This is a genomic window from Nocardioides sp. NPDC006303, assembly GCF_040613175.1.
In the GTDB taxonomy this organism is placed as follows: domain Bacteria; phylum Actinomycetota; class Actinomycetes; order Propionibacteriales; family Nocardioidaceae; genus Nocardioides.
On the sequence record NZ_JBEXRR010000013.1, the window covers coordinates 1 to 20,225 of the forward strand.

Annotated in this window: 16 protein-coding genes and 1 tRNA gene; 5 read left to right on the forward strand and 12 right to left on the reverse strand. The window is 69.5% G+C overall.

Annotated features, from left to right (window positions below; translation table 11 throughout):
- The first annotated feature begins 66 nt into the window (after window positions 1-66).
- A tRNA-Ser gene (locus tag ABZY89_RS12215) sits at window positions 67-143 on the forward strand.
- 166 nt (window positions 144-309) lie between these two features.
- Window positions 310-1,167, forward strand: a complete 858-nt coding sequence (locus ABZY89_RS12220; protein WP_355227434.1) for a DnaJ domain-containing protein — start codon at window positions 310-312, stop codon at window positions 1,165-1,167.
- On the opposite strand, the gene ABZY89_RS12225 is transcribed toward ABZY89_RS12220, so the two are convergent.
- Window positions 1,131-1,703, reverse strand: a complete 573-nt coding sequence (locus tag ABZY89_RS12225; RefSeq protein WP_355227436.1) for a 2'-5' RNA ligase family protein — start codon at window positions 1,701-1,703, stop codon at window positions 1,131-1,133. The genes ABZY89_RS12220 and ABZY89_RS12225 overlap by 37 nt on opposite strands.
- A gap of 75 nt (window positions 1,704-1,778) precedes the next feature.
- Between ABZY89_RS12225 and ABZY89_RS12230 the strand changes: the two genes are divergently transcribed.
- Window positions 1,779-2,417: a class I SAM-dependent methyltransferase gene (locus ABZY89_RS12230; RefSeq protein WP_355227438.1), complete on the forward strand. Its 639-nt coding sequence runs from the start codon at window positions 1,779-1,781 to the stop codon at window positions 2,415-2,417.
- 86 nt (window positions 2,418-2,503) lie between these two features.
- Here ABZY89_RS12230 and ABZY89_RS12235 read toward each other — a convergent pair whose 3' ends face one another.
- The 3 genes from ABZY89_RS12235 to ABZY89_RS12245 are packed head-to-tail and all read right to left on the reverse strand — an operon-like array spanning window position 2,504 to window position 5,645.
- The gene (locus ABZY89_RS12235; RefSeq protein WP_355227440.1) at window positions 2,504-3,610 is read right to left on the reverse strand and encodes a prenyltransferase; all 1,107 of its coding nucleotides are present in this window, start codon (window positions 3,608-3,610) and stop codon (window positions 2,504-2,506) included.
- 7 nt (window positions 3,611-3,617) lie between these two features.
- Window positions 3,618-4,385: a class I SAM-dependent methyltransferase gene (locus ABZY89_RS12240; protein WP_355227442.1), complete on the reverse strand. Its 768-nt coding sequence runs from the start codon at window positions 4,383-4,385 to the stop codon at window positions 3,618-3,620.
- A 3-nt stretch (window positions 4,386-4,388) separates the two neighbouring features.
- On the reverse strand, window positions 4,389-5,645 hold the full coding sequence (locus ABZY89_RS12245) for a glycosyltransferase family 4 protein (RefSeq protein WP_355227444.1): 1,257 nt from the start codon (window positions 5,643-5,645) through the stop codon (window positions 4,389-4,391).
- Window positions 5,646-5,774: 129 nt separating this feature from the next.
- Here ABZY89_RS12245 and ABZY89_RS12250 point away from each other — a divergent pair, with 129 nt between their 5' ends.
- Window positions 5,775-6,392: a DUF1707 domain-containing protein gene (locus ABZY89_RS12250; protein WP_355227446.1), complete on the forward strand. Its 618-nt coding sequence runs from the start codon at window positions 5,775-5,777 to the stop codon at window positions 6,390-6,392.
- Here ABZY89_RS12250 and ABZY89_RS12255 read toward each other — a convergent pair.
- The 4 genes from ABZY89_RS12255 to ABZY89_RS12270 all read right to left on the reverse strand — a co-directional run bounded on the left by ABZY89_RS12255 (window position 6,389) and on the right by ABZY89_RS12270 (window position 13,000).
- The gene (locus ABZY89_RS12255; protein ID WP_355227448.1) at window positions 6,389-8,374 is read right to left on the reverse strand and encodes a phosphocholine-specific phospholipase C; all 1,986 of its coding nucleotides are present in this window, start codon (window positions 8,372-8,374) and stop codon (window positions 6,389-6,391) included. The genes ABZY89_RS12250 and ABZY89_RS12255 overlap by 4 nt on opposite strands.
- A 41-nt stretch (window positions 8,375-8,415) precedes the next feature.
- On the reverse strand, window positions 8,416-9,966 hold the full coding sequence (locus tag ABZY89_RS12260) for a hypothetical protein (RefSeq protein ID WP_355227450.1): 1,551 nt from the start codon (window positions 9,964-9,966) through the stop codon (window positions 8,416-8,418).
- A gap of 85 nt (window positions 9,967-10,051) precedes the next feature.
- Window positions 10,052-11,365 carry an MFS transporter gene (locus ABZY89_RS12265; RefSeq protein ID WP_355227452.1) on the reverse strand — a complete coding sequence of 438 codons (1,314 nt, stop codon included), beginning with the start codon at window positions 11,363-11,365 and terminating at the stop codon, window positions 10,052-10,054.
- Window positions 11,366-11,374: 9 nt separating this feature from the next.
- A complete protein-coding gene (locus tag ABZY89_RS12270) occupies window positions 11,375-13,000 on the reverse strand; it encodes a hypothetical protein (protein WP_355227453.1) in 1,626 nt (541 codons plus the stop codon).
- 146 nt (window positions 13,001-13,146) lie between these two features.
- On the opposite strand from ABZY89_RS12270, the gene ABZY89_RS12275 reads away from it, so the two are divergent.
- The gene (locus tag ABZY89_RS12275; protein WP_355227455.1) at window positions 13,147-14,337 is read left to right on the forward strand and encodes a macrolide family glycosyltransferase; all 1,191 of its coding nucleotides are present in this window, start codon (window positions 13,147-13,149) and stop codon (window positions 14,335-14,337) included.
- Between the two features lie 57 nt (window positions 14,338-14,394).
- On the opposite strand, the gene uvrB is transcribed toward ABZY89_RS12275, so the two are convergent.
- The 4 genes from uvrB to ABZY89_RS12295 form a co-directional block, all read right to left on the reverse strand.
- Window positions 14,395-16,536: an excinuclease ABC subunit UvrB gene (gene uvrB / locus ABZY89_RS12280; protein WP_355227457.1), complete on the reverse strand. Its 2,142-nt coding sequence runs from the start codon at window positions 16,534-16,536 to the stop codon at window positions 14,395-14,397.
- Window positions 16,537-16,546: 10 nt separating this feature from the next.
- A complete protein-coding gene (locus ABZY89_RS12285; protein ID WP_355227459.1) occupies window positions 16,547-18,154 on the reverse strand; it encodes a hypothetical protein in 1,608 nt (535 codons plus the stop codon).
- 102 nt (window positions 18,155-18,256) lie between these two features.
- Complete coding sequence (locus ABZY89_RS12290; protein ID WP_355227461.1) at window positions 18,257-19,426, reverse strand: sulfotransferase; 1,170 nt, start codon at window positions 19,424-19,426, stop codon at window positions 18,257-18,259.
- A complete protein-coding gene (locus ABZY89_RS12295) occupies window positions 19,419-20,213 on the reverse strand; it encodes an SDR family oxidoreductase (RefSeq protein ID WP_355227463.1) in 795 nt (264 codons plus the stop codon). The genes ABZY89_RS12290 and ABZY89_RS12295 overlap by 8 nt, the downstream gene beginning before the upstream one ends.
- Window positions 20,214-20,225: the final 12 nt, after the last annotated feature.

The window sequence follows — 20,225 nt, forward strand, 5'->3', positions numbered from 1 at the left end:
AACCGTAGCGCCGAACGACGACTTCCTTTGGTAAAGAATCGCTGCCCCGACGAACTCTGGGTGATTGCGGCCGATCAGGCGTCGACGGTGATCAAACCTTGCCAAGGTTGAGGTCGCGAGTTCGAGCCTCGTCGTCCGCTCCACATCGAGGGCCGCCCGTTCGGGCGGCCCTCGATCAATTTCCCGTGGCGAAACCAGCATCTCGCCGCAACTGCTCTAGGATTTCATTGCTCTGGGATTTATGCGCCAGGTGTGGATGAGCCCGGGGGCGAGGCCGACAACCGAAGGACTGTGCGTGGGGGGCGTTGAGTGAGCGGGAAGTTCATCGACGCCTATGCCGTGCTCGAAATCGGTCCGGACGCGGACGACGCGGCCGTCCGAGCACGCCATCGTGAGCTCGCCAAGCAGTTCCACCCCGACCGTGGGGGTCGTGCCGCTGACGGCGAGTTGATGATGCGCATCAACCGGGCGCGCGACGTGCTGCTCGACCCGGTCGCCAGGGCCACCCTCGACGAGGAGCTCGCCCGGCGCCGCCGTAAGGCCGCTGCCTCGGCGGCCGCGGGGAAGGCGCCCGCGTCTGCTTCTCCTACTCCGCCGCTCAGCCGCGACCGGCGTTGGCGGGCCGAGTGGGGTGCCGCGACTCCGCGGCCCGCCCCGGCGCCCGGAGGCAGCTCGCCGGCCCCGGTTCCTCCACCCGCCCGGGTGCGCCCGTCGGCCAACCGGCTGCGGCAGGCCACGCGGCAGGCCCGAGCGGCCAACGCCGCGCTGTCCTCGCGACAGCGGACTCCGGCGCCGAAGCCTCCTCGCACCGTGACGGAGCCGCCTCCTTCGCAGCCCGCCGCCGCGCCGCAGCCCCCGAACCCTCAGCCGGTGGCTCCGCAGCAGGCTGCCCCGCAGCAGCAGACCGCGCCGTCCGCGGACAAGCCGGCCAACGCCTGGTCGCTCTATTCCGTGCCGCTCGACGCGGTCTCGGTCGCGTCGCTGCTCGCCAGCGTGCTGATGTGTGGCCCGCTCGGCTTCATCCTCGGCATCATCGGCTTGGCCCGCACCGCCGACGACAAGCGTCGCGGCCGCTGGGCCGCGGTCGCCGGCATCGCCATCAGCAGCCTGACGATGCTCGTCGCCGTCGGCTACGTCATGCAGGCGATGTCCGCCCCTGGACCCTGACGCTGGGCTCCGCCCAGTGGCCACTCGGCGATGGTCCGGCAGCCGTGGTTCGCGTACCACTGCAGGCTGACCCGGTCCGCGTGACATCGCGCGGGGAGAAACGGCGCCAGGGACGTACGTGTCGAGTCGAGGTCCACTCCCCCGGCGATGTGGTCGGCGGTCAGGTGCGGCACCGGTTCGAAGAGGCCGTCATAGGGCGGGCATTGCGGAAACGCCGCGCTCAGCTCGGCGGTCAGTGCCGCGAACGGCTCCGCGGGATCGGGATGCAGATAGATCGTGCCGCCGGCGAAGAGACGTACGTCGTCCAGTCGGAAGTCGAACGCGGCTGCCGCGGCCGCGATCTTCCCGACCCGCTCCAGATCGTCCGAGGCGGGCGAGGCCAGAAACGGTGCGAGCAGCGTGATGTGCGCGTGCACGAACGTGGGGTCAGCGGAGACGAACGAGTCGTCGTAGTGGCGCGTCCGCTCCAGGACGTACGTCTCCAGTTCGGGCACCGGCACGACGATCACCGCGTGCCCGGCGGGGGAACTGCTCATGGCGGGATTCTCGCCGTGATCCCAGGTTGATGACCACTCGACGCAGGCCGCGCTCCACTCGGCTAGGGTTCCCGGGTGTCTACGCCTGAGATGCCCGCGGAACTGCTGAAGCACGCTCTCGACGCTACGGGGTTCATGCCTCCCGAGGAGGGCATGGCGCTGTTCGAGTACGCCGTGGAGCGACTGCCCCACGGACCGGCGGTCGAGATCGGGACCTACTGCGGGAAGTCGTCGGTCTATCTCGGCGCCGCGGCGAAGCTGACCGGCGGCACGGTGTTCACTGTCGACCACCACCACGGCAGCGAGGAGAACCAGGCTGGGTGGGAGCACCACGACACGGCCCTGGTCGATGAGCGCACCGGGCGGCTGGACACGCTGCCGACCTTCCGGCGCACGATCGAGCAGGCCGGCCTCGAGGACGAGGTGGTCGCGGTGATCGGCGCCTCGACGACGGTGAGCCGGTGGTGGACGACGCCGGTCTCGCTGCTGTTCATCGACGGTGGCCACGGCGTCGAGCCCGCGCAGCTGGACTACCGCGGCTGGGCACCGAAGGTGATGCCCGGTGGCCTGCTGCTGGTCCACGACGTCTTCCCGGACCCGGCCGAGGGCGGCCGGCCGCCCTACGAGGAGATCTACCTCCCTGCGCTCGCTTCGAAGCAGTTCGAGGAGATCGACGCCGTCGGTTCCCTGCGGGTCCTGCGTCGGCTCAGCTGACCCCAGGCGCCACAGGAGTCACATCGCTCAGGGTATTCCTGCACTTCTCGGGTGTTGCATTGCCCGAGAAGTGCAGGGATACCCGGTTAACCGGGTATCCCTGCAGAACTCGTCTCGCACCCACACTCCAGCGCCAGCTCCTCGAACGGAGCGGCGAGGGAGGTGCCGCGCATGATGGCGGAGCCCGGGGTGGACCCGCCGTAGCGCTCCCCCAGCGCGTCCGCGGCCAGGATGACGGCGGCGGCGGTGAAGGTGGAGTGCTCCTCGGGCCAGTAGGCGTTGGGGTTCGGATTGGGATAGTCGGGCGACTCGTAGACCCAGCCGGTCCAGTAGCCGCCGTCGTCAGCGCGCATGTGCTGCATCTCGGTCAGCAGCCGCAAAGCGCGGCGGTGGTCGCCGATGTTGTCGAGCGCCATCGCCAGCTCGCAGGTCTCCGCGCCGGTCACCCACGGGTTGGTGTCGACGCAGAGGGCGCCGAGGCCGGGGCGTACGAAATGGTCCCAGCGCGACTCGATCAGGTCGTGGCCGTCGGCACCGACGACGGCGCCGCCGAGGACCGGGTAGTACCAGTCCATCGAGTGGTGCGACTTGTCCTCGAACGAGTCGCGGTGGTGGCGCAGCGCGTGACCGAGCCGGCCGCCGACGATCTCCCACTCCGGCTGCGGGTCGTCCATCAGGTCGGCCAGGGCGACCCCGGCGCGCAGCGACTGGTAGATCGAGGACGAGCCGGTGAGCAGGGCGAACGGGTCGCGCGGGGTCCAGGCGATCCCGCCGAAGGGCAGCTGCAGGCCGACCACGAAGTCGAGTCCGGCGCGCACCGAGGGCCACAGCCGCTCGACGAACGCCCGGTCACGGCGGATCAGCCAGTGGTGCCAGAGCCCGACCGCGAAGTAGGCCGACATGTTGGACTCGCCGATCGTCTCCACCGGCGAACCGGCGACGATCTTCATCGGCCAGGACCCGTCGCCGTTCTGCAGGGACGGGATCCAGTCGTACGCGGCCTCGGCCTCCTCCACCAGGCCACCGACGAGCAGGCCCATGGCCGCCTCGACGTGGTTCCAGATGTCGGTGTGCTGACCGGGGACCCACGGGATCGCGCCCGACGCCTCCTGGGCGCGGGCGATCGACCCGGCCGTGGCGACGATCTGGGCAGGGGTCAGCACCCCGTCGACGTACGGGATCTCGACTCTCATCCGCGAATCAGGCAGCCGAGGTGGGGTCGGTGGCGATGGGGCCCGGCTTGCGGAAGTAGAGGACCATGCTCTTGCCGATCATCGGGTCGAGGACCTTCCCGGCGAGGCGCAGCGGCAGCGGGTTCTTCATGATCTCCCAGACCAGGATCTGGTGGTACGCCTTCACCAGGACGTGCTTGTCGTTGTCGACGCCGACGGCCGACTTCAGCCACCAGTAGGGCGCGTGCAGGCCGTGGGCGTACGACTTGCCCTCGAAGATCATCGCCTCACCGGGGGTGCCGTCGTTGGGCCGGCCTGCTTTGGTGACCTTGTCGATGAGCTCGTGGTCGGTGTAGATGCGGATGTGGCCGCCGGTGGTGTTGTGGTAGTCCTCGGAGAGCTTCCAGTTGACGACCTCGGGCAGCCAGCGCGGCACCGAGATGGCGAGGGTGCCACCGGGACGCAGCACCCGGACGAGCTCCTTGATCGCGTCGACGTCGCGGTGGATGTGCTCGAGCACCTCGGCCGCCACGATCCGGTCGAACTCGCCGTCGCCGAAGGGTAGCGACAGGGCGTCGCCCTCCTTGACCTCCGCGTTCGCGCCCTCGGGGACCTCGTCGCGCATCGCGAAGAACCAGTCGCTGACCTTGGCCAGCTCCTCGGCGTCCTGATCGAACGCGATCACGTCAGCGCCGCGGCGGTACATCTCGAAGGCGTGCCGGCCACCGCCGGCACCCATGTCGAGCACGCGCTCTCCGGCTTGAAGGCCAAGGCGGTCGAAGTCAACGGTGAGCACGGCTCACTTCCTCTCGTCTGTGTGGAACTCGTCGATGGACTGCTGATAGAGGGCCGTCATCCGCTCGGCCACGGCGTGCCAGGAGAAGTGCTCCTCGACCCGGGCGCGCCCGGCGGCCGAGTAGCGGGCCCGGCGCTCGGGGTCGTCGAGCAGCGCCGCGATGGCCTGCTCGAGCTCCTCGGTCTCGCCCGGGGTGACCTGCTTCGCGCACAGGTCGTCGGGGCCGACGACCTCGGGGATCGCGCCTGCGCGGGAGACGACGAGCGGGGTGCCGCACGCCATCAGCTCGGCGGTGGGCAGGGAGAACCCCTCGTAGAGCGACGGCACGCAGGCGATCTCCGCGGAGCCCATCAGCTCGACGAGCTCGGCGTCGGAGATGCCGCTGACGAAACGTACGTGGTCCTTGATCGCGAGCTTCTCGATGAGCTGCTCGGTCGGGCCGCCCTTCTTGGGCTTGGAGACCAGTACCAGCTCCAGATCACGTTCAGTACGCAGCTTGGCGAAGGCCTCGAGCAGGAAGGCGATGCCCTTCAGCGGGGCGTCAGCGCTGGCCATGGCCAGGATCCGCCCCGGGATGCGGGGTCCGGTCGGCGGGACGAACTCCTCCGGTACGCCGAGATGCACGGTCTGCACCCGGTCGGAGGGGACGCCGAAGTCGGTGAGGATGTCGCGCTTGGAGTTGTCCGAGGGCGTGATCACGTGCCGCAGCTGCGAGGCGACCTTCGCCTGCATCTTCACGAACGAGTACCAGCGCCAGACGCCGAACTTCTTCTTCCAGCCTTGAGCGCTGTCCAGCTCGATGCGTCGGTCGAAGGAGATCGGGTGGTGGATCGTCGTGACCAGCGGCAGGCCGACCTCGTGCTCGATGCTCAGCAGCGGCGTGGCCAGGGTCTGGTTGTCGTGGACGATGTCGAAGTCGTCCTTCCGCTCCTTCAGCACCTTCAGGACGCGCTTGGCGAAGGTCAGCGGCTCGGGGAAGGCGCCGGTGCGCATCCGGGCCCATTCCTCGACGTCGACCAGGTCGCGCAGCTCGGAGAGCTTCGGGTTGCCGAACGGATTGGGCTCCTCGTAGAGGCCCAGGCTCGGCACCTTGGTGAGGGTGACGCCCTCCCCGACGAGGTCGAGCTCGGGATAGGGCTGACCGGAGAAGACCTCGACCGTGTGCCCGAGCTTGGCGAGCTCCCGACTCAGATGGCGGATATAGACGCCTTGACCGCCGACGTGCGGCTTGCTGCGATACGACAGCAGAGCGATCCGCATCCGCCACCTCCCTCAAACCTAGGCAGAGCAAAACTAGAACGTGTTCTATACTAGCAGGTAGCCAGCGCGAGTCACTCTAATGCAGGCGCTTCAACAGACGGTGTCGGGCTTGGCGTCTAGGCTGGTGGTGTGGAGGGTTTCTGGACCCGGTTCCGCCTCGACCCGAGGCAGGCCGACAACGCACGTATGCGCGCCTCCGATGCCGATCGGGAGGTTGTACGCGACGTTCTCACCGATGCCTTCGCCGACGGCCGGCTGACCCGCGAGGAGCACGAGGAGAGGGTCGGCACCCTCCTGGAGGCTCGTACGCTCGGTGAGCTGCCCGCGCTCGTGGACGATCTCGTGGTCGCCGAACCCGCTGCCGGCGAGCCCGGAGCGAACCTTCCCGAGACCCTCAGGTTCCGCGAGCAGGGTGCGGCCGCCTACCGCAAGGAGCTCCAGGAGGCGGTCGCCACCTTCTTGATGGTCAGCCTCATCACCTGGGGCATCTGGCTGTTCACCGCAGCCCCTGACGGGCATCCGTGGCCGATCTATCCGATGCTCTTCCTGGTCGTGAACCTGGTCGGCACCGGCGTACGCCGCGAGGCGATCGTCCAGCGCGAGGTGCACCGCCTCGAGAAGAAGGCCGCCAAGAAGGCGGCGAAGAAGGCGGCCAAGGCCGAGATCGAGGCAGCCCCCGAGACAGCTGCCCCGATCCTCGACCCGCCGGCCCAGTCCGAGAAGGACCGGCCCGGCGATCCCTCCTAGGCGCCCAGCAGCGGGTCGCTCACGGAGGGACGTCCGGTTTCCAGGTGGCCAGCGAACCCGCGTGCCCAGGTGGTGCCCGGGACGGTCAGGGTCAGGTCGTACCAGCCCCCGGTAGCGCGGGTGTCCAGGTGACGGGAGCGGATCTTGCCGGCGTACGCGCTGGTGATCTCGGCCTTGCGTGGCCCGGTCACGGTGAGCCGCTGCGAGCGGCCATCCCGCCGGAGGTTGGCGGGCGCTGGGTCGGCGCCCGCGGTGCCGGCGTAGGAGCGGAAGAACCCGTTGGGCCCGTGCAGGTGGATCTCGTAGTCGCCGCTGACCGGCCAGCGCACCGAGAGGGTGTCGCCGGCGCCGACGGTGTAGCTGTGCGGTGCACCCTCCGGGGCGAGCAAACGGGCCTGGAAGTGGGCGCCGACGCTGCCGGTGTTGCGGATCTCGACAGCGATCTCGCCGGCGGCGGCGATCTCGACGACCTCGAGCCGGTAGGGCGTCGGGCGAGCCGGGCGGGTGCCGCGCTCCTGCGTCGGCATCGTCCCGTTCGCCGGCGCCTCCGGGGCGTAGTCCGGGTGGCGCTCGCGGTCGGCGGGCTCCCACCCGCTCGTGTCGGGGAGCGCGGGCGGCTCGGCGGTGCGGGAGAAGTCGAAGGCCGAGGTCAGGTCACCACACACGGCGCGACGCCAGGGCGTGATGTTGGGCTCGGCGACACCGAAGCGCTTCTCCATGAACCGCAGGATCGAGGTGTGGTCGAAGGTCTCCGAGGAGACCCAGCCGCCGACGCTCCACGGGGAGACGACGAACATCGGCACCCGCGGCCCGAGACCGTAGTGGCCGTCGCCGTGGGTGCCGGTGTAGAGCTCGTTCTCGGTCGGGACGGTCGACTCCCCCGGCACCAGCGGGCTGTTGATGTGCGGCGGCACCAGGTGGTCGAAGAAGCCGTCGTTCTCGTCGTAGGTGATGAACAGCGCGGTCTTGGCCCACACGTCGGGGTTTGAGGTGAGCGCGTCGAGGACCTTGGCGATGTACCAGGCGCCGTAGTTGGTCGGCCAGTTCGAGTGTTCGGAGAACGCCTCCGGCGCCGCGATCCAGCTGACCGAGGGCAGGTTGTCGGCCTCGACGTCGGCGCGCAGGATCTCGAAGTAGTCCTGGCCGTCGATCGCGCGGGTGCCGGTGCGGGCCTTCTCGAAGAGCGGGTCGCCGGGCTTGGCGTCCTGGAATTTGTTGAAGTAGAGCAGCGAGTTGTCGCCGTAGTTGCCGATGTAGGCGTCCTTGGTCCAGCCCCACCAGTTGTCGCCCTCGGCGTTGAGGCCGGTGCCCTCGTCCTGGTAGACCTTCCAGCTGACCCCGGCCTTCTCGAGCCGCTCGGCGTAGGTGGTCCAGTCGTAGCCGGCCTCGTCGTTGTAGAGCACCGGCCCACCGCCCTTGCCGTCGTTGCCGGTCCAGCCCGAGAGCATGTAGTAGCGGTTGGGGTCGGTGTTGCCGATGAAGGAGCAGTAGTAGGCGTCGCACACCGTGAACGCGTCGGCCAGCGCGAAGTGGAAGGCGGCGTCCTGCCGCTGGAGGTACGCCATCGTGGTGGTGCCCTTGGCCGGGACCCATTGGTCGTAGCGACCGCCGTTGATCGCCTGCTGGCCGTCGGGCCAGCTGTGCGGGAGGCCCTCGAGGAACGCGGCGCCGAGGTCGTCGACCTCGGGATGGAACGGGAGCAGCTCGCCGTCACCGTTCGGCTGGTGCCACACCGGCTTGCCCGAGGGCAGGATCGCCGGGTGCGGGTCGCCGAAGCCGCGTACGCCGCGCAGGGTGCCCAGGTAGTGCTCGAAGCTGCGGTTCTCCTGCATCAGCACGACCACGTGCTCGATGTCCCGGATCGTGCCGGTCCGGCGGGCGGCGGGGATGGAGGCGGCTCGCGCGATGCTCTGGTCGAGCATGGTCAGCGCGGCTGCGCCGCCGGCGAGACCTAGGAACCGACGACGATCGATGTCAACCACAGAAGCTCCTTGACGTGGGGGTGGGCGGCCACCATCGCGGCTCAGATGTTCGCCGCGGCAACAGGTGACTGGTCGCCAGACGACCGGCGGGTGAAGAGTTCGCCGCCCGGGCGCAGCCGGCGGCGCAGCTGCGCGGTGACGTACGCGGCGACGACGAACATCACCAGGTCGGCCGCGATCAGCGCGAACAGCCAGGAGGCGTCGGCCGGTCCGTCGATCCGCTGCTGGATGTGGAGGTGAGCGACCATCGCCGAGACGATGAACCCGACGCCGGCATAGAGGGTGATGCGCAGGTCGGCTCGCTCCTCATCGACGCCGCGCACCCAATGGCGGCCGACCCGCAGGATCGAGAGCGAGGTCAGTGCCGCGATCACCGGCAGGAACGGCACCGCGTAGCGGGCGTGGATCCAGCCGCCACCGGCGTGGAACGAGGCCAGGTTGACGATGATGATGACGCAGTAGATCCCCATCAGCAACCGAACGGCCACCTCCAGGCGGCGCTCCAGGACGGTCGGCTCCAGACCGGGGATCACGACGCGGCGCATCACCCCGTCCGGCCTCGGCCGGGCCTTCGCGTTGACGTCGAGCACCATGCCGGTGACCGTGACGGCCAGGGTCGCCGCGGCGGCCACGATCCAGATCTTCGGGATGACGTCGTCGGCCCACAGCGAGCCGTAGAGGTGCAGGTAGAGCTCCGGGTTGACCAGCTGGAAGAGCGTGTCGCCGTGGGTCTGGCGGGAGAACTTCTCGAAGAGGGCCGCGGAGGCGGTCGCGTCGCCGTAGAGCACGATGTTGCGTACGTAGAACCAGCCGATCACCACCACCGGCGCCAGCCCGATCCGGATCGCCAGGACCACGCCCCGACGGAACGTACGCAGCGTCGGGTCGCGCAGCCACAGCGCTGCCAGCACGCACGCGCCCAGCACGAGCACCGCCACCAGGCCGGTCGAGCGGAAGCTGGCGGCCGCGACGCCGGCGACCGTCGCCCAGATCAGCCGGTCCCGGGTGACGCCCTCGCGGACCATCCGGAAGCCGAGCAGCAGGGTCAGCGAGGCGGCGACCGTGCCCCAGCCGTCGTTGTAGATCGCGCCGCCGTCGTAGGTCACCGCACCGCAGCCGAGCACCATCGCCGCGGAGAGGACCGGGACCACCCGGCGTCTGGGCACCAGCTCGCGCGCCAGCAGCCCGACCAGGATGATGCTCAGCGCGTAGCCGAGCGCGTTGAGCAGCCGCATCCCGAGCAGGGTCACCCCGACGTTGCCGACGGCGTCGCCGAGCCAGACCAGCGGTAGGCTCATCACGTAGAAGAGCGGCGGGTGGTTGGCGACCCAGATGTCGCGGCGCGGCTCGTCGAGCCCGAAGAGCGCCTCCGCGAACTGCGGGTAGCGCACCGGGTCGGCCGGGGTGTTCGTGTCGATCGTGGGCAGGACGCCCTGGGACAGCACGATGGCGTAGGCCGCGTGCTGCTTCTCGTCGGCCTTCAGCAGCGCCGGCATCCCGATCGCGTACTGCGCACTCATCGCGAAGCCGAGCACCCCGAGCAGGAGCAGGCAAACGGTCACCTGGGAGAGCGAGCGCGAGGGCTTGAGCACCTCGACAAACTAGTGGGGCCAGATGCCGTTCAGCCGGCGTCGTGGTTGGCGCTCAGGTGACGAGTGGGCGAAAACTCCGCGCTCGCTATCGGACCGAACCTCGGTCGGCGACCATCGAGGAGCCGGAGGCGACCTGCTCCCTGGTCGTACGCCGCCGCACGTCGCGCCGGTGACGCCAGATCTGCACCACCCCGAGGCCCCAGAACAGGTACTGCACCGACATCGCCCAGCGGAACGCCTCCGGCGTGTAGGAGGTCGAGGCCCCCGGCGTACGCCAGTCGAGGATCCAGCCGACCAGGACGATCACCAGCAACGCGGCGACGAAGCCGCCCTGGTTGATGATCCCGCTGGCGCTCGCCATCCGCGCGGGCGGGTTGCTGGTGCGACCGACGTCGAAGCCGATCATCGAGGCGGGACCGCCGAAGCCGACCACGGCCATCAGGAGCAGCAGCACCGGCAGTGGCGCCTCGCCCGGCCAGGCGAGCACGAGCGTCCACACCGAGACCAGGGCGGCGATCATCGTCAGCGCCACCGTCGAGCGGTGCCACGGGTGGCGTCCGGCCAGGATGCCCATCACCGGACCCGCGGCCAGGGCGGCGACGACGGTGACCGAGAGCAGCGTGCCGGCGAGGGTGTCGGAGAGCCCTTCGGAGGTCACCAGGAACGGGAAGCCCCACAGCAGCCCCATCAGGTGGGAGCTGAACGGGGTCGAGAAGTGGATCCAGAACCCGAGGCGGGTGCCCGGCTGGTACCAGGACGCCATCAGGCTCCGGCCGAGCTCGCGCGGCTTGAGGGTGGTGCCTCGGCGGTGCCTGTCACCGGGGCCGTCGTCGACGAATAGGCGCAGCAGCACCAGAAGCACCGGGCCGATCAACGCGGCCGTGAGGTAGGCCCGGGTCCAGCCGAGATGGCCGAGCGCCCACGTCATCGGCACCGCGGCCGCGATCGCGCCCAGCTGCCCGACGGTGCCGGTCAGCTGGCTGATCAGCGGCACCCGTCGACGCGGGAACCACGACGGGACCAGGCGCAGCACGCAGATGAACGTCATCGCGTCGCCCATCCCCACGAACGTACGCGCGAGCAGAGCCAGCGCGTAGGAGTCCGCGAACGCGAACCCGACCTGAGCGACCGCCAGGATCAGAGCGCCGGCGGAGAGGACCGTACGCGAGCCGAACCGGTCGACCAGCAGCCCGACCGGCACCTGCATGAGGGCATAGACGAGCAGCTGCAGCATGACGAAGGTCGCCAGCTGCCCGGCGCCGATCCCGAAGCGCTCCGTCGCCACCAGACCGGCCACCGCGAGGCTGCTGCGGTGGAAGACTGCCAAGCCGTAGACCGCGAGGGCGATACCCCACACGACCCATGCTCGTGTTGTCTGCTGGGGATCGTGCTCATTCACATAGTGAGGCTACTTTGCCTGCAGGCCCGTGGAGGTACGGGCGTCCTGGCGTGGACGCGCGATCTCGGTCACAGGAGCGGCGAGAGTGCGCGGAGCGTCGAAGGTGCCGGGCCGCATCCGCCGGCGCAGCTCGGTGGCGACGTACGCGGCGACCGCGAACATCACCAGGTCGGCGGCCACCAGGGCGACGAGCGCGAAGGTGCTGCTGACCGGCCCGTCGACGTACTGCTCGGTGTCGAGATGGCACACCAGACCGACGACCATGAAGGCCAGCGAGACACCCAGGCCGATGCGCAGGTCGCGGGCCTCGTCGATCGCGGTGACGCCGGTGCGCGAGCCGGTCGGGACCCGCAGCGGCAGGAGCCGCCCCAGGCGCAGCGCGGCGATCCCGGCACCGGCGGCGAGGAACGGCAGGAACGGCACCGCGTAGCGAGCGTGGATCCAGCCGCCACCGGCGATGAACCCGGCGACGTTGACCAGGATCAGCAGGCAGTAGCCGCCCAGGAGCGCCCAGATGGCCAGGTCCTGGCGGTGCTGCATCGTGCTCTGCGGGGCGAGCTGGATGCGCCGCAGGACTCCCGTACGACGCGGGTTGGCCTTCGCGGCGGCGTCCAGCACCAGGCCGACCAGGGTGAGCGTGAGCACGATGACGGCCGCCTGGCTCCAGGTGTTGGCGATGTTGCCGTCGGTCCACAGGCTGCCGAGCAGGTGGCCGTAGAACTCCGGGTTGACCAGCTGGAACAGGGTGGTGCCGTTGGGCTCGCGCCCGAACTTCTCGAAGAGCGAGCCCGACGCGGTCGGGTCACCGTAGATCTGGATGTTGCGCACGTAGAACCAGCCGAACACGGCCACCGGCGCCATCCCGATGCATGCCGCGATCCCGACAGCGCGCCAGAACGTGCCGCGCAGGAACGTACGCAGCGACGGCTCCCGCAGCCACATGGCCACCAGCACGCAGGCGCCGAGGAAGAGGACCGCGACCAGACCGGTCGAGCGGAACCCCGCGGCCGCGACGCCGACCGCGGCCGCGGCGATCAGGCGCTCGCGGGTCACTCCCTGGCGGATCATCCGGAACCCGAGGTAGAGGGTCATGAACGCCGCCGCCGAGGACCAGCCGTCGTTGTAGATCCCGCCGCCCACGAAGGTCATCGCGCCGCAGCCGATGCACATCGCCGAGGCGATCACCGGCACCGCCGGGCGTCGTGGCACCAGCTCGCGCGCCAGCAGGCCGACCATGATCGTGGTCAGGGCGAAGCCGAGGGCATTGAGCAGCCGCATCCCGAGCAGCGTCAGGCCTGGCGAGCCGACGGCGTCGCCGAGCCAGACCAGCGGCAGGCTCATCGCGTAGAAGAGCGGCGGGTGGTTGGCGACCCAGATGTCGCGGTGGGCCTCATCAGCCCCGAAGAGGCTCTCGGCCAGCTGCGGGTAGCGCGCCGGGTCGTCGGGGATGTCGGTGTCGATCGTCGGCAGCGTCCCCTGGGACAGCGCCACCGCGTACGCCGCATGAGCCCGTTCGTCGGCCTTGAACAGGGCCGGCATCGCGATCGCCACCTGGGCGCTCATCGCGAAGCCGAGCACACCCAGCAGCAGGACGCAGATCGTGGATTGGGACATCGAGACCCGTGGAACAGTCACATCGGCGACGGTAATCGCCGAAACTGACGAGACACACGAGCCACGGCTCACGGGCGGTGAACAGCACGCGACGGGCGGGTGAGCGAAGGTTGACGCAAAACTCGGTCGCATCGGTCCTTTACGGGCCGATAGCGTCCGGAGGTGTCATGACTACTTCACCGCAGCGGTCGTTGCCGCACCACATCGCCATGGTCGCCTCCCCCGCGATCAGCCATCTCCTGCCGAGTCTCGAGCTGATCAAGGAGCTGGTCGCGCGCGGCCACCGGGTCACGTACGCCACCCACGAGTCGATGTCCGACGCGATCAAGCCGACCGGGGCCGAGCTGGTTCCGGTGCCGACGGTGCTGCCCGTCGAGGACCGACTCTGGCCCGAGGACCCGGTCGCCGGGATGGGCGTCTTCCTCGACGATGCCATCCAGGTGCTCCCGCATCTGGAGGCGTTCTACGGGGCCGAGCCGGCCGACCTCTACCTCTACGACATCGGCGGCTATGCCGCCCGGGCTCTCGCGGAGAAGCAGCAGCGACCGTTCGTGCAGCTCTCGCCGACCTTCGTCGCCTGGGACGGGTACGCCGAGGAGGTCGGCGCCCAGGTGCGGCAGCTGCCGGGCTACGACGGCTACTTGGACCGGTTCGGCGCCTGGCTCGCGGACGCCGGTGCGATCACTCGTGACCCGGAGACGTTCGCCGGAGCGCCGAACCGGGCGCTCGCCCTCATCCCGCGGGCGATGCAGCCCCACGCCGACAAGGTCGACGAGAAGGTCGTCACCTTCGTCGGACCGTGCTTCGCGCTCGACTCCGACGAGAGCTGGACCCGCCCCGCCGGCGCCGATCACGTCCTGCTGGTCTCCCTCGGCTCGGCCTACACCGCCGACGCGGGCTTCTTCCGCGCCTGCATCGAGGCGTACGCAGCCCTCCCCGGCTGGCACGTCGTGATGTCGATCGGCACCCAGCTCGACCCGGCCGACCTCGGCGACCTCCCCAGCAACGTCGAGGTCCACTCCTGGCTGCCGCAGCGCGCCGTCCTCGCCCAGGCCGACGCGTTCGTCACCCACGCCGGGATGGGCGGGAGCAGCGAGGGTCTGATGGCAGGCGTCCCCATGGTGGCCGTCCCGCAGGCGGTCGACCAGTTCATGAACGCCGACCGTCTGGTCGAGCTCGGCGTGGCTCGGCGGATCGACGCCGAGGACGTCACTGCCGCGGCGCTGCGTACGGCACTGCTCGAGCTGCTCGACGACCACGACCGCGCCGCGCGGTCTGCTCAGCTGCGCGCAGACGCGATCGCCGAGGGTGGCACCCGTCGCGCTGCCGACCTGATCGAGTCCATGCTCGCTGGTTGACCCAACACCGCTGGTCGAGCCGCGAGCGCCAGCGAGCGTGTCGACCAGCGGAGCGGTCTACTTAGTGGCTTCCATCATCTGCCGCAGTTCCTTCTTGAGGTCAGAGATCTCGTCGCGGAGACGGGCGGCGACCTCGAACTGGAGCTCGGCGGCGGCGCCCTTCATCTGGTCGGTGAGGTCGCCGATGAGCTGAGCCAGGTCGGAGGAGGGGAGGCCGACGAGGCCGCGCTCGCGGGCCTCGCGGGCCGCGTCGCCGAGCATCGGGGTCGGGGACTTGGCGGCAGTCTTGCCCGCGCGGCCCTTGGCCTCGGTGCCGGCCCAGGTGTTGAGCAGCTCCTGGGTGCTCTCCTCCTCGCGGGCGAGCATGTCGGTGATGTCGGCGATCTTCTTGCGCAGCGGCTGCGGGTCGATGCCGTTGGCCTCGTTGTAGGCCATCTGGATCGCGCGGCGGCGGTTGGTCTCCTCGATCGCCGACTCCATGGAGGGGGTGATCTTGTCGGCGTACATGTGCACCTGGCCGGAGACGTTTCGGGCCGCACGGCCGATGGTCTGGATCAGGGACTTGTCCGAGCGCAGGAAGCCTTCCTTGTCGGCGTCGAGGATCGAGACCAGCGACACCTCGGGGAGGTCGAGACCCTCACGGAGCAGGTTGATGCCGACCAGGACGTCGTACTCCCCCAGCCGCAGGTCGCGGAGCAGCTCGATCCGCTTGAGCGTGTCCACCTCGGAGTGGAGGTAGCGCGTCCGGATCCCGGCATCGAGCAGGTAGTCGGTGAGGTCCTCGGACATCTTCTTGGTGAGCGTGGTGACCAGGACGCGCTCGTTCTTGGCGACCCGGTCGTTGATCTCGCCGATCAGGTCGTCGATCTGGCCCTTGGTCTGCTTGATGATCACCTCGGGGTCGATCAGACCGGTCGGGCGGATGATCTGCTCGACCACGTCGGGCTCGCCGCCGTCGCGGCTGACCAGGTCCAGCTCGTAGTTGCCCGGGGTCGCGGAGAGGTAGATCGTCTGGCCGATCCGCTCCAGGAACTCCTCCCATTTCAGCGGCCGGTTGTCCTGGGCGCTGGGCAGCCGGAAGCCGTGCTCGACCAGGTTGCGCTTGCGGGACATGTCGCCCTCGTACATCCCGCCGACCTGCGGGACGGCGACGTGGGACTCGTCGACGACGAGGACGAAGTCCTCCGGGAAGTAGTCGAGCAGACAGTTGGGCGCCGAGCCGCGCTCGCGGCCGTCGATGTGCATCGAGTAGTTCTCGATCCCGGAGCACGACCCGACCTGCCGCATCATCTCGATGTCGTAGGTCGTACGCATCCGCAGCCGCTGCGCCTCGAGCATCTTGCCCTGCTTCTCGAAGGTGTTCAGCTGCTGGTCGAGCTCGGCCTCGATGCCGTTGATCGCGCGTTCCATGCGCTCGGGGCCGGCGACGTAGTGGGTCGCGGGGAAGACGTAGAGCTCCTGGTCCTCGGTGAGGACCTCGCCGGTGACGGCGTGCAGCGTCATCAGCCGCTCGATCTCGTCGCCGAAGAACTCGATCCGGACCGCGTGCTCCTCGTAGACCGGGAAGATCTCCAGGGTGTCGCCGCGCACCCGGAACGTGCCTCGGGTGAAGGAGAGGTCGTTGCGGGTGTACTGGATCTCCACCAGCCGCCGCAGGATCGAGTCGCGGTCGTGCTCCTCCCCCACCCGCAGCCGGATCATCCGGTCGACGTACTCCTGCGGGGTGCCGAGACCGTAGATGCAGGAGACGGTCGAGACCACGATGACGTCGCGCCTGGTCAGCAGCGAGTTGGTGGCCGAGTGGCGCAGGCGCTCGACCTCCTCGTTGATCGAGGAGTCCTTCTCGATGTAGGTGTCGGTCTGGGGGACGTACGCCTCGGGCTGGTAGTAGTCGTAGTAGGAGACGAAGTATTCGACCGCGTTCTCCGGGAAGAGCTGGCGCAGCTCGTTGGCGAACTGGGCGGCGAGGGTCTTGTTGGGCTGCAGCACCAGCAGCGGGCGCTGCAGCTGCTCGGCGGTCCAGGCGACCGTCGCCGTCTTTCCGGTGCCGGTCGCGCCGAGCAGGACGACGTCCTTGACGCCGCCCTGGATCCGCTTGGTGATCTCCGCGATCGCAGCCGGTTGGTCACCCGAGGGCTGGTAGTCGGAGACCACCTTGAACGGGGCGACACGACGCTCGAGATCGGTGACAGGACGCATGACAACCAGGCTACGCGGGACCACCGACAGTTTCGCGTGTGCTTCCGCTTCGCCGCGGCTCCACGATGCGTGCGTGCACGGGTTCCGCCAGTTCGGCGCGTGGCCGCCAGAGCATCGGCAGCACCACCGCAGCGACCGCACAGATCGCCCCGACACCCAGAACCACGTACGGCATCGGCCGGAGCTCCGGGAGCATGAGATCCGCGCCCACGCGGATCTGGGTGCGCACCCAGACGGCGAAGGTGGCGGTCGCCATCCCCACCAGGAACGCCGAGATCAGCACTGCCGCGACCTCCTCACGCCGACGGACCTCGCCCCACGGCAACGCGTGGACGATGGCCAGCAGGCCGACGGAGAGCACGATCGCGACCAGCGGCATGATGGTCATCAGGTAGCGCTCGTGCGGGTTGCCGCCGCCGGAGCGGAACTGGGCGAGGTTGACAACGATCACGAAGGCGTGGGCGATCAGCACGAGCAGACCGACGGCCGCCACCGACGGGACCCGGGGCGCGCTGACGACGACACCCCGCTCGCGACCGTGGTCCCGCAGGCGTGCGAGGACTCCCAGGGCCAGTCCGAGCAGAGCGACGAGCGTGATGGCGTCGATCACCCAGTGCAGCGTCGTGCCGCGCAGCTGGAGCGGCACCCACAGGTGGTCGTACCAGCCGTGCCAGAAGCGCGGCGCGGTCATCACCTCGAACCAGGAGTCGATCTGCACCCGCTGGTAGCGCGCCAGCAGCGCCGAGCTCGCGGTCGCGTCGCCGTAGAGCACGATGTTGCGTACGTAGAACCAGCCGATCACCAGGCCGGGCACCCCGGTGGCGATCGCGGTCAGCCAGGTCGCCCGGGCGAAGCCCTTCCAGGTGCGGTCGCGGAGCAGCAGCGTCACCCCGAGCGCGGCACCGCACATGATCACCGTGATCACGCCGGGCGCCTTCGTCGCGGCGGCCAGGGTGCCGGCGACCGCCATGACGATCATCCGGTTCCGGGTCACCCCGAGGCGGAGGATGCGCAGGGTCGCGAGCACGGTCAGCGACGAGGCCGCCACCGCGACGCTGTCGTTCATGACGAACCCTGCCGCGATCGCCAGCACCGCCGGCGAGGCTGTGATCGCGGTGGCGAGCATCGCGGCGGCAGGGCGCCGTGGGGTGACCTCGAAGGCGATCAGGCCGACCAGGAACACCAGCGCCCCGTACGCCAGAGCGCTCGTCGCCCGCATCCCGGCGATCAGCACCTGCGGGTTGTCCAGCGCGTCGGCCAGGGCGACCCACGGCACGCCGAGGAGGTAGTAGAGCGGCGGATGGTTGGCGGTCCAGATCATCCGGTGGCGATCGAACTCCTCCCGGTTCGCGCCGCGGGTGATCTGGGGGAAGCGCTCCCGGTCCTGCGCCACCGGCGTGTCGATCGTGGGCAGCTCGCCCGCGTGGAGCGAGATGGCGTACGAGGCGTTCGGCCCCTCGTCACGCGCGTGGTACGACAGCGCCTGGGTGGTGGCGATGTAGAGGCTCATCGAGGCCGCGAAGGCGCCCAGCAGAGCGAGCACCGTGACCAGCCTGACCGACGGCCTGGCCGGCGCATCCGTCGGGTCAGCACTCAGCACCGCAGCGGCATGGTTCATCACATGGCTCCCGAGGTCGGACGGCGTCATGAGCCGCACACCCGTGAGCTCGCGTGGAACCGTAGGGCACCTCGATGGAGCAGCGGTGGATGCCGTACGGAATCAGAGGGTGAACGCCTGGCGAACCTCGTCCTCCGTCAGCCCGTAGTCGGCCAGGTTGTAGTCGTGCTTGGGTCGGGCGCTGCCCGATCGGGACTCGGCGTCGATGCGGGAGACCTCGGCTCGGGCGGCGTCGCTCCAGGGGATGTCGAAGTGGGCGTAGATGTTCTCGACGGTGCCGACCGGGTCCTGGACGAACCCGCGGTAGTCGACGTCGAGGAACTGCGCCGCGTCGTACCGCTTCCGGGTCTCACCGAACGAGCGCCACGAGCGGGAGAGCATCTCCAGCTGGGTCTTTCCGATGATCTCCCCGACGAACGTGGTCGACATCCCGGCGGTCGCCTCGGCGGAGAGCGAGCAGCCGGAGGCGACCGAGACGACCGGGTCGCGGTGGGTGACCACCACGAGTGCGTCCGGGTAGACCTCCATCAGCGCCTCGAGGGCGACCAGGTGCGAGGGGTTCTTGAGCACCCAGCGCTTGTCGGTGTCGTTGAGCCCGATGAGCTGCAGGGTGCGGCGGTGCAGCTCGTACGCATCGCGCCAGTCCTGCTTCGCCAGCCAGGCCGAGTAGCGCGGGACGTGGGCCAGCGACTCGAACGAGATCGACTTGCCGCTCTGGCGCAGCACCCGCCAGCACTCCTCGACGCTGGTGGCGTCCATGTAGTGGATCCCCATGAACTCGGGGTTGGAGACATGGTGCTGCCGGTAGGCGCCCTGCAGCGCGTTGAAGACCGGGTCCTGCTCCCAGGTCTCGCGCGGAGGCCGCGGCTGGGGGAACTCGGTCAGCCAGGTCTCCAGACCCTGGTGCGCGGGGTCGGCGGCCAGCAGCCGGTGCAGGGCGGTGGTGCCGGTGCGGACGAGTCCGGTGACGAAGATCGGGCGCTCGATGCGTACGTCCTGGTGCTGGGGGTACTCCGCGAGCCTGGCCTGGGTCATCAGCCGGCCGACGAGTGCCGACTTCACCTGGGACCGATGGAAGTAGTTGCCGACCGGGGTCAGCCCCGCCTCCGGCGAGGCGAGGTCCTCGACCAGGAGCCGAAGCCCCTCCTCGTGGTCTGTCCCACCGAAGTCATTCAGTCCCGTGGTGCGGATGGCGGCGCCGCAGATGTCCTCGTACGTCCCCACATCCGCCCGCTCGCGCTGTGTCGTCTTTCCTGGGCCAGTCTCAGTCATGGAACTCCCCGCAGTCCACGTTGAGCACAGTCCCGGTGACCGCGGAGGCCAGGTCGCTGCCCAGGAACAGCGCCGCCCGGGCGACCTCCTCGGGGGTCGCGAGCCGCTTCAGGTCGGTGGGTGCGGCCTTCTCGGCGTACACCTCCTCGTGGGTGCGCCCCGACTCCGACGCCATCCAGTCGAAGTAGGCCTTGTTGACGTCCTCGTAGATGTAGGACGGCGCGACCGAGTTGACCCGGATGCCGCGCGGGCCGAGCTCGGTGGCCAGCGAGGAGGCCAGATGGGCGAGAGCGCCCTTGGAGAGCTTGTAGCCCGCGAACTCCGGCTGGCTCTGGTAGAGCACCGCGGAGTTGATCATCACGATCGCGCCGCCGGGCTTGTCCAGCGTGGCCGCAAGCGCGTCGGCGAAGAGCGCCGAGAGCCGCAGCGGGGCGTACACGTTGGACTCCTGGGCCAGCCGGAGCGCGTCGAGCGGGATCTGGGTGAGCGGGTCCATCGGCGGGATGCCGAAGGCGTTGTTGAGGAGTACGTCGACGCGCCCGAACTCCTCCAGCGCTGCATCGACCAGGTGCCGGCGCGCGTCCTCGTCGGTGATGTCGGTCGGCACCACCAGCGCACGTCGCCCGTGCTCCTCGATGACACCGGCCATCTTCTGCAGCCGCTTCTCGGTGCGGCTGGCGAGCACCAGGTCGGCGCCCATCAGCGCCGCCTGCTCGCCCAGCGAGCGGCCGAGGCCGGGGCCGACCCCCGAGAGCACGACGACCTTGCCATCCAGGAGTCCAGTCATGGCGCCTAGACT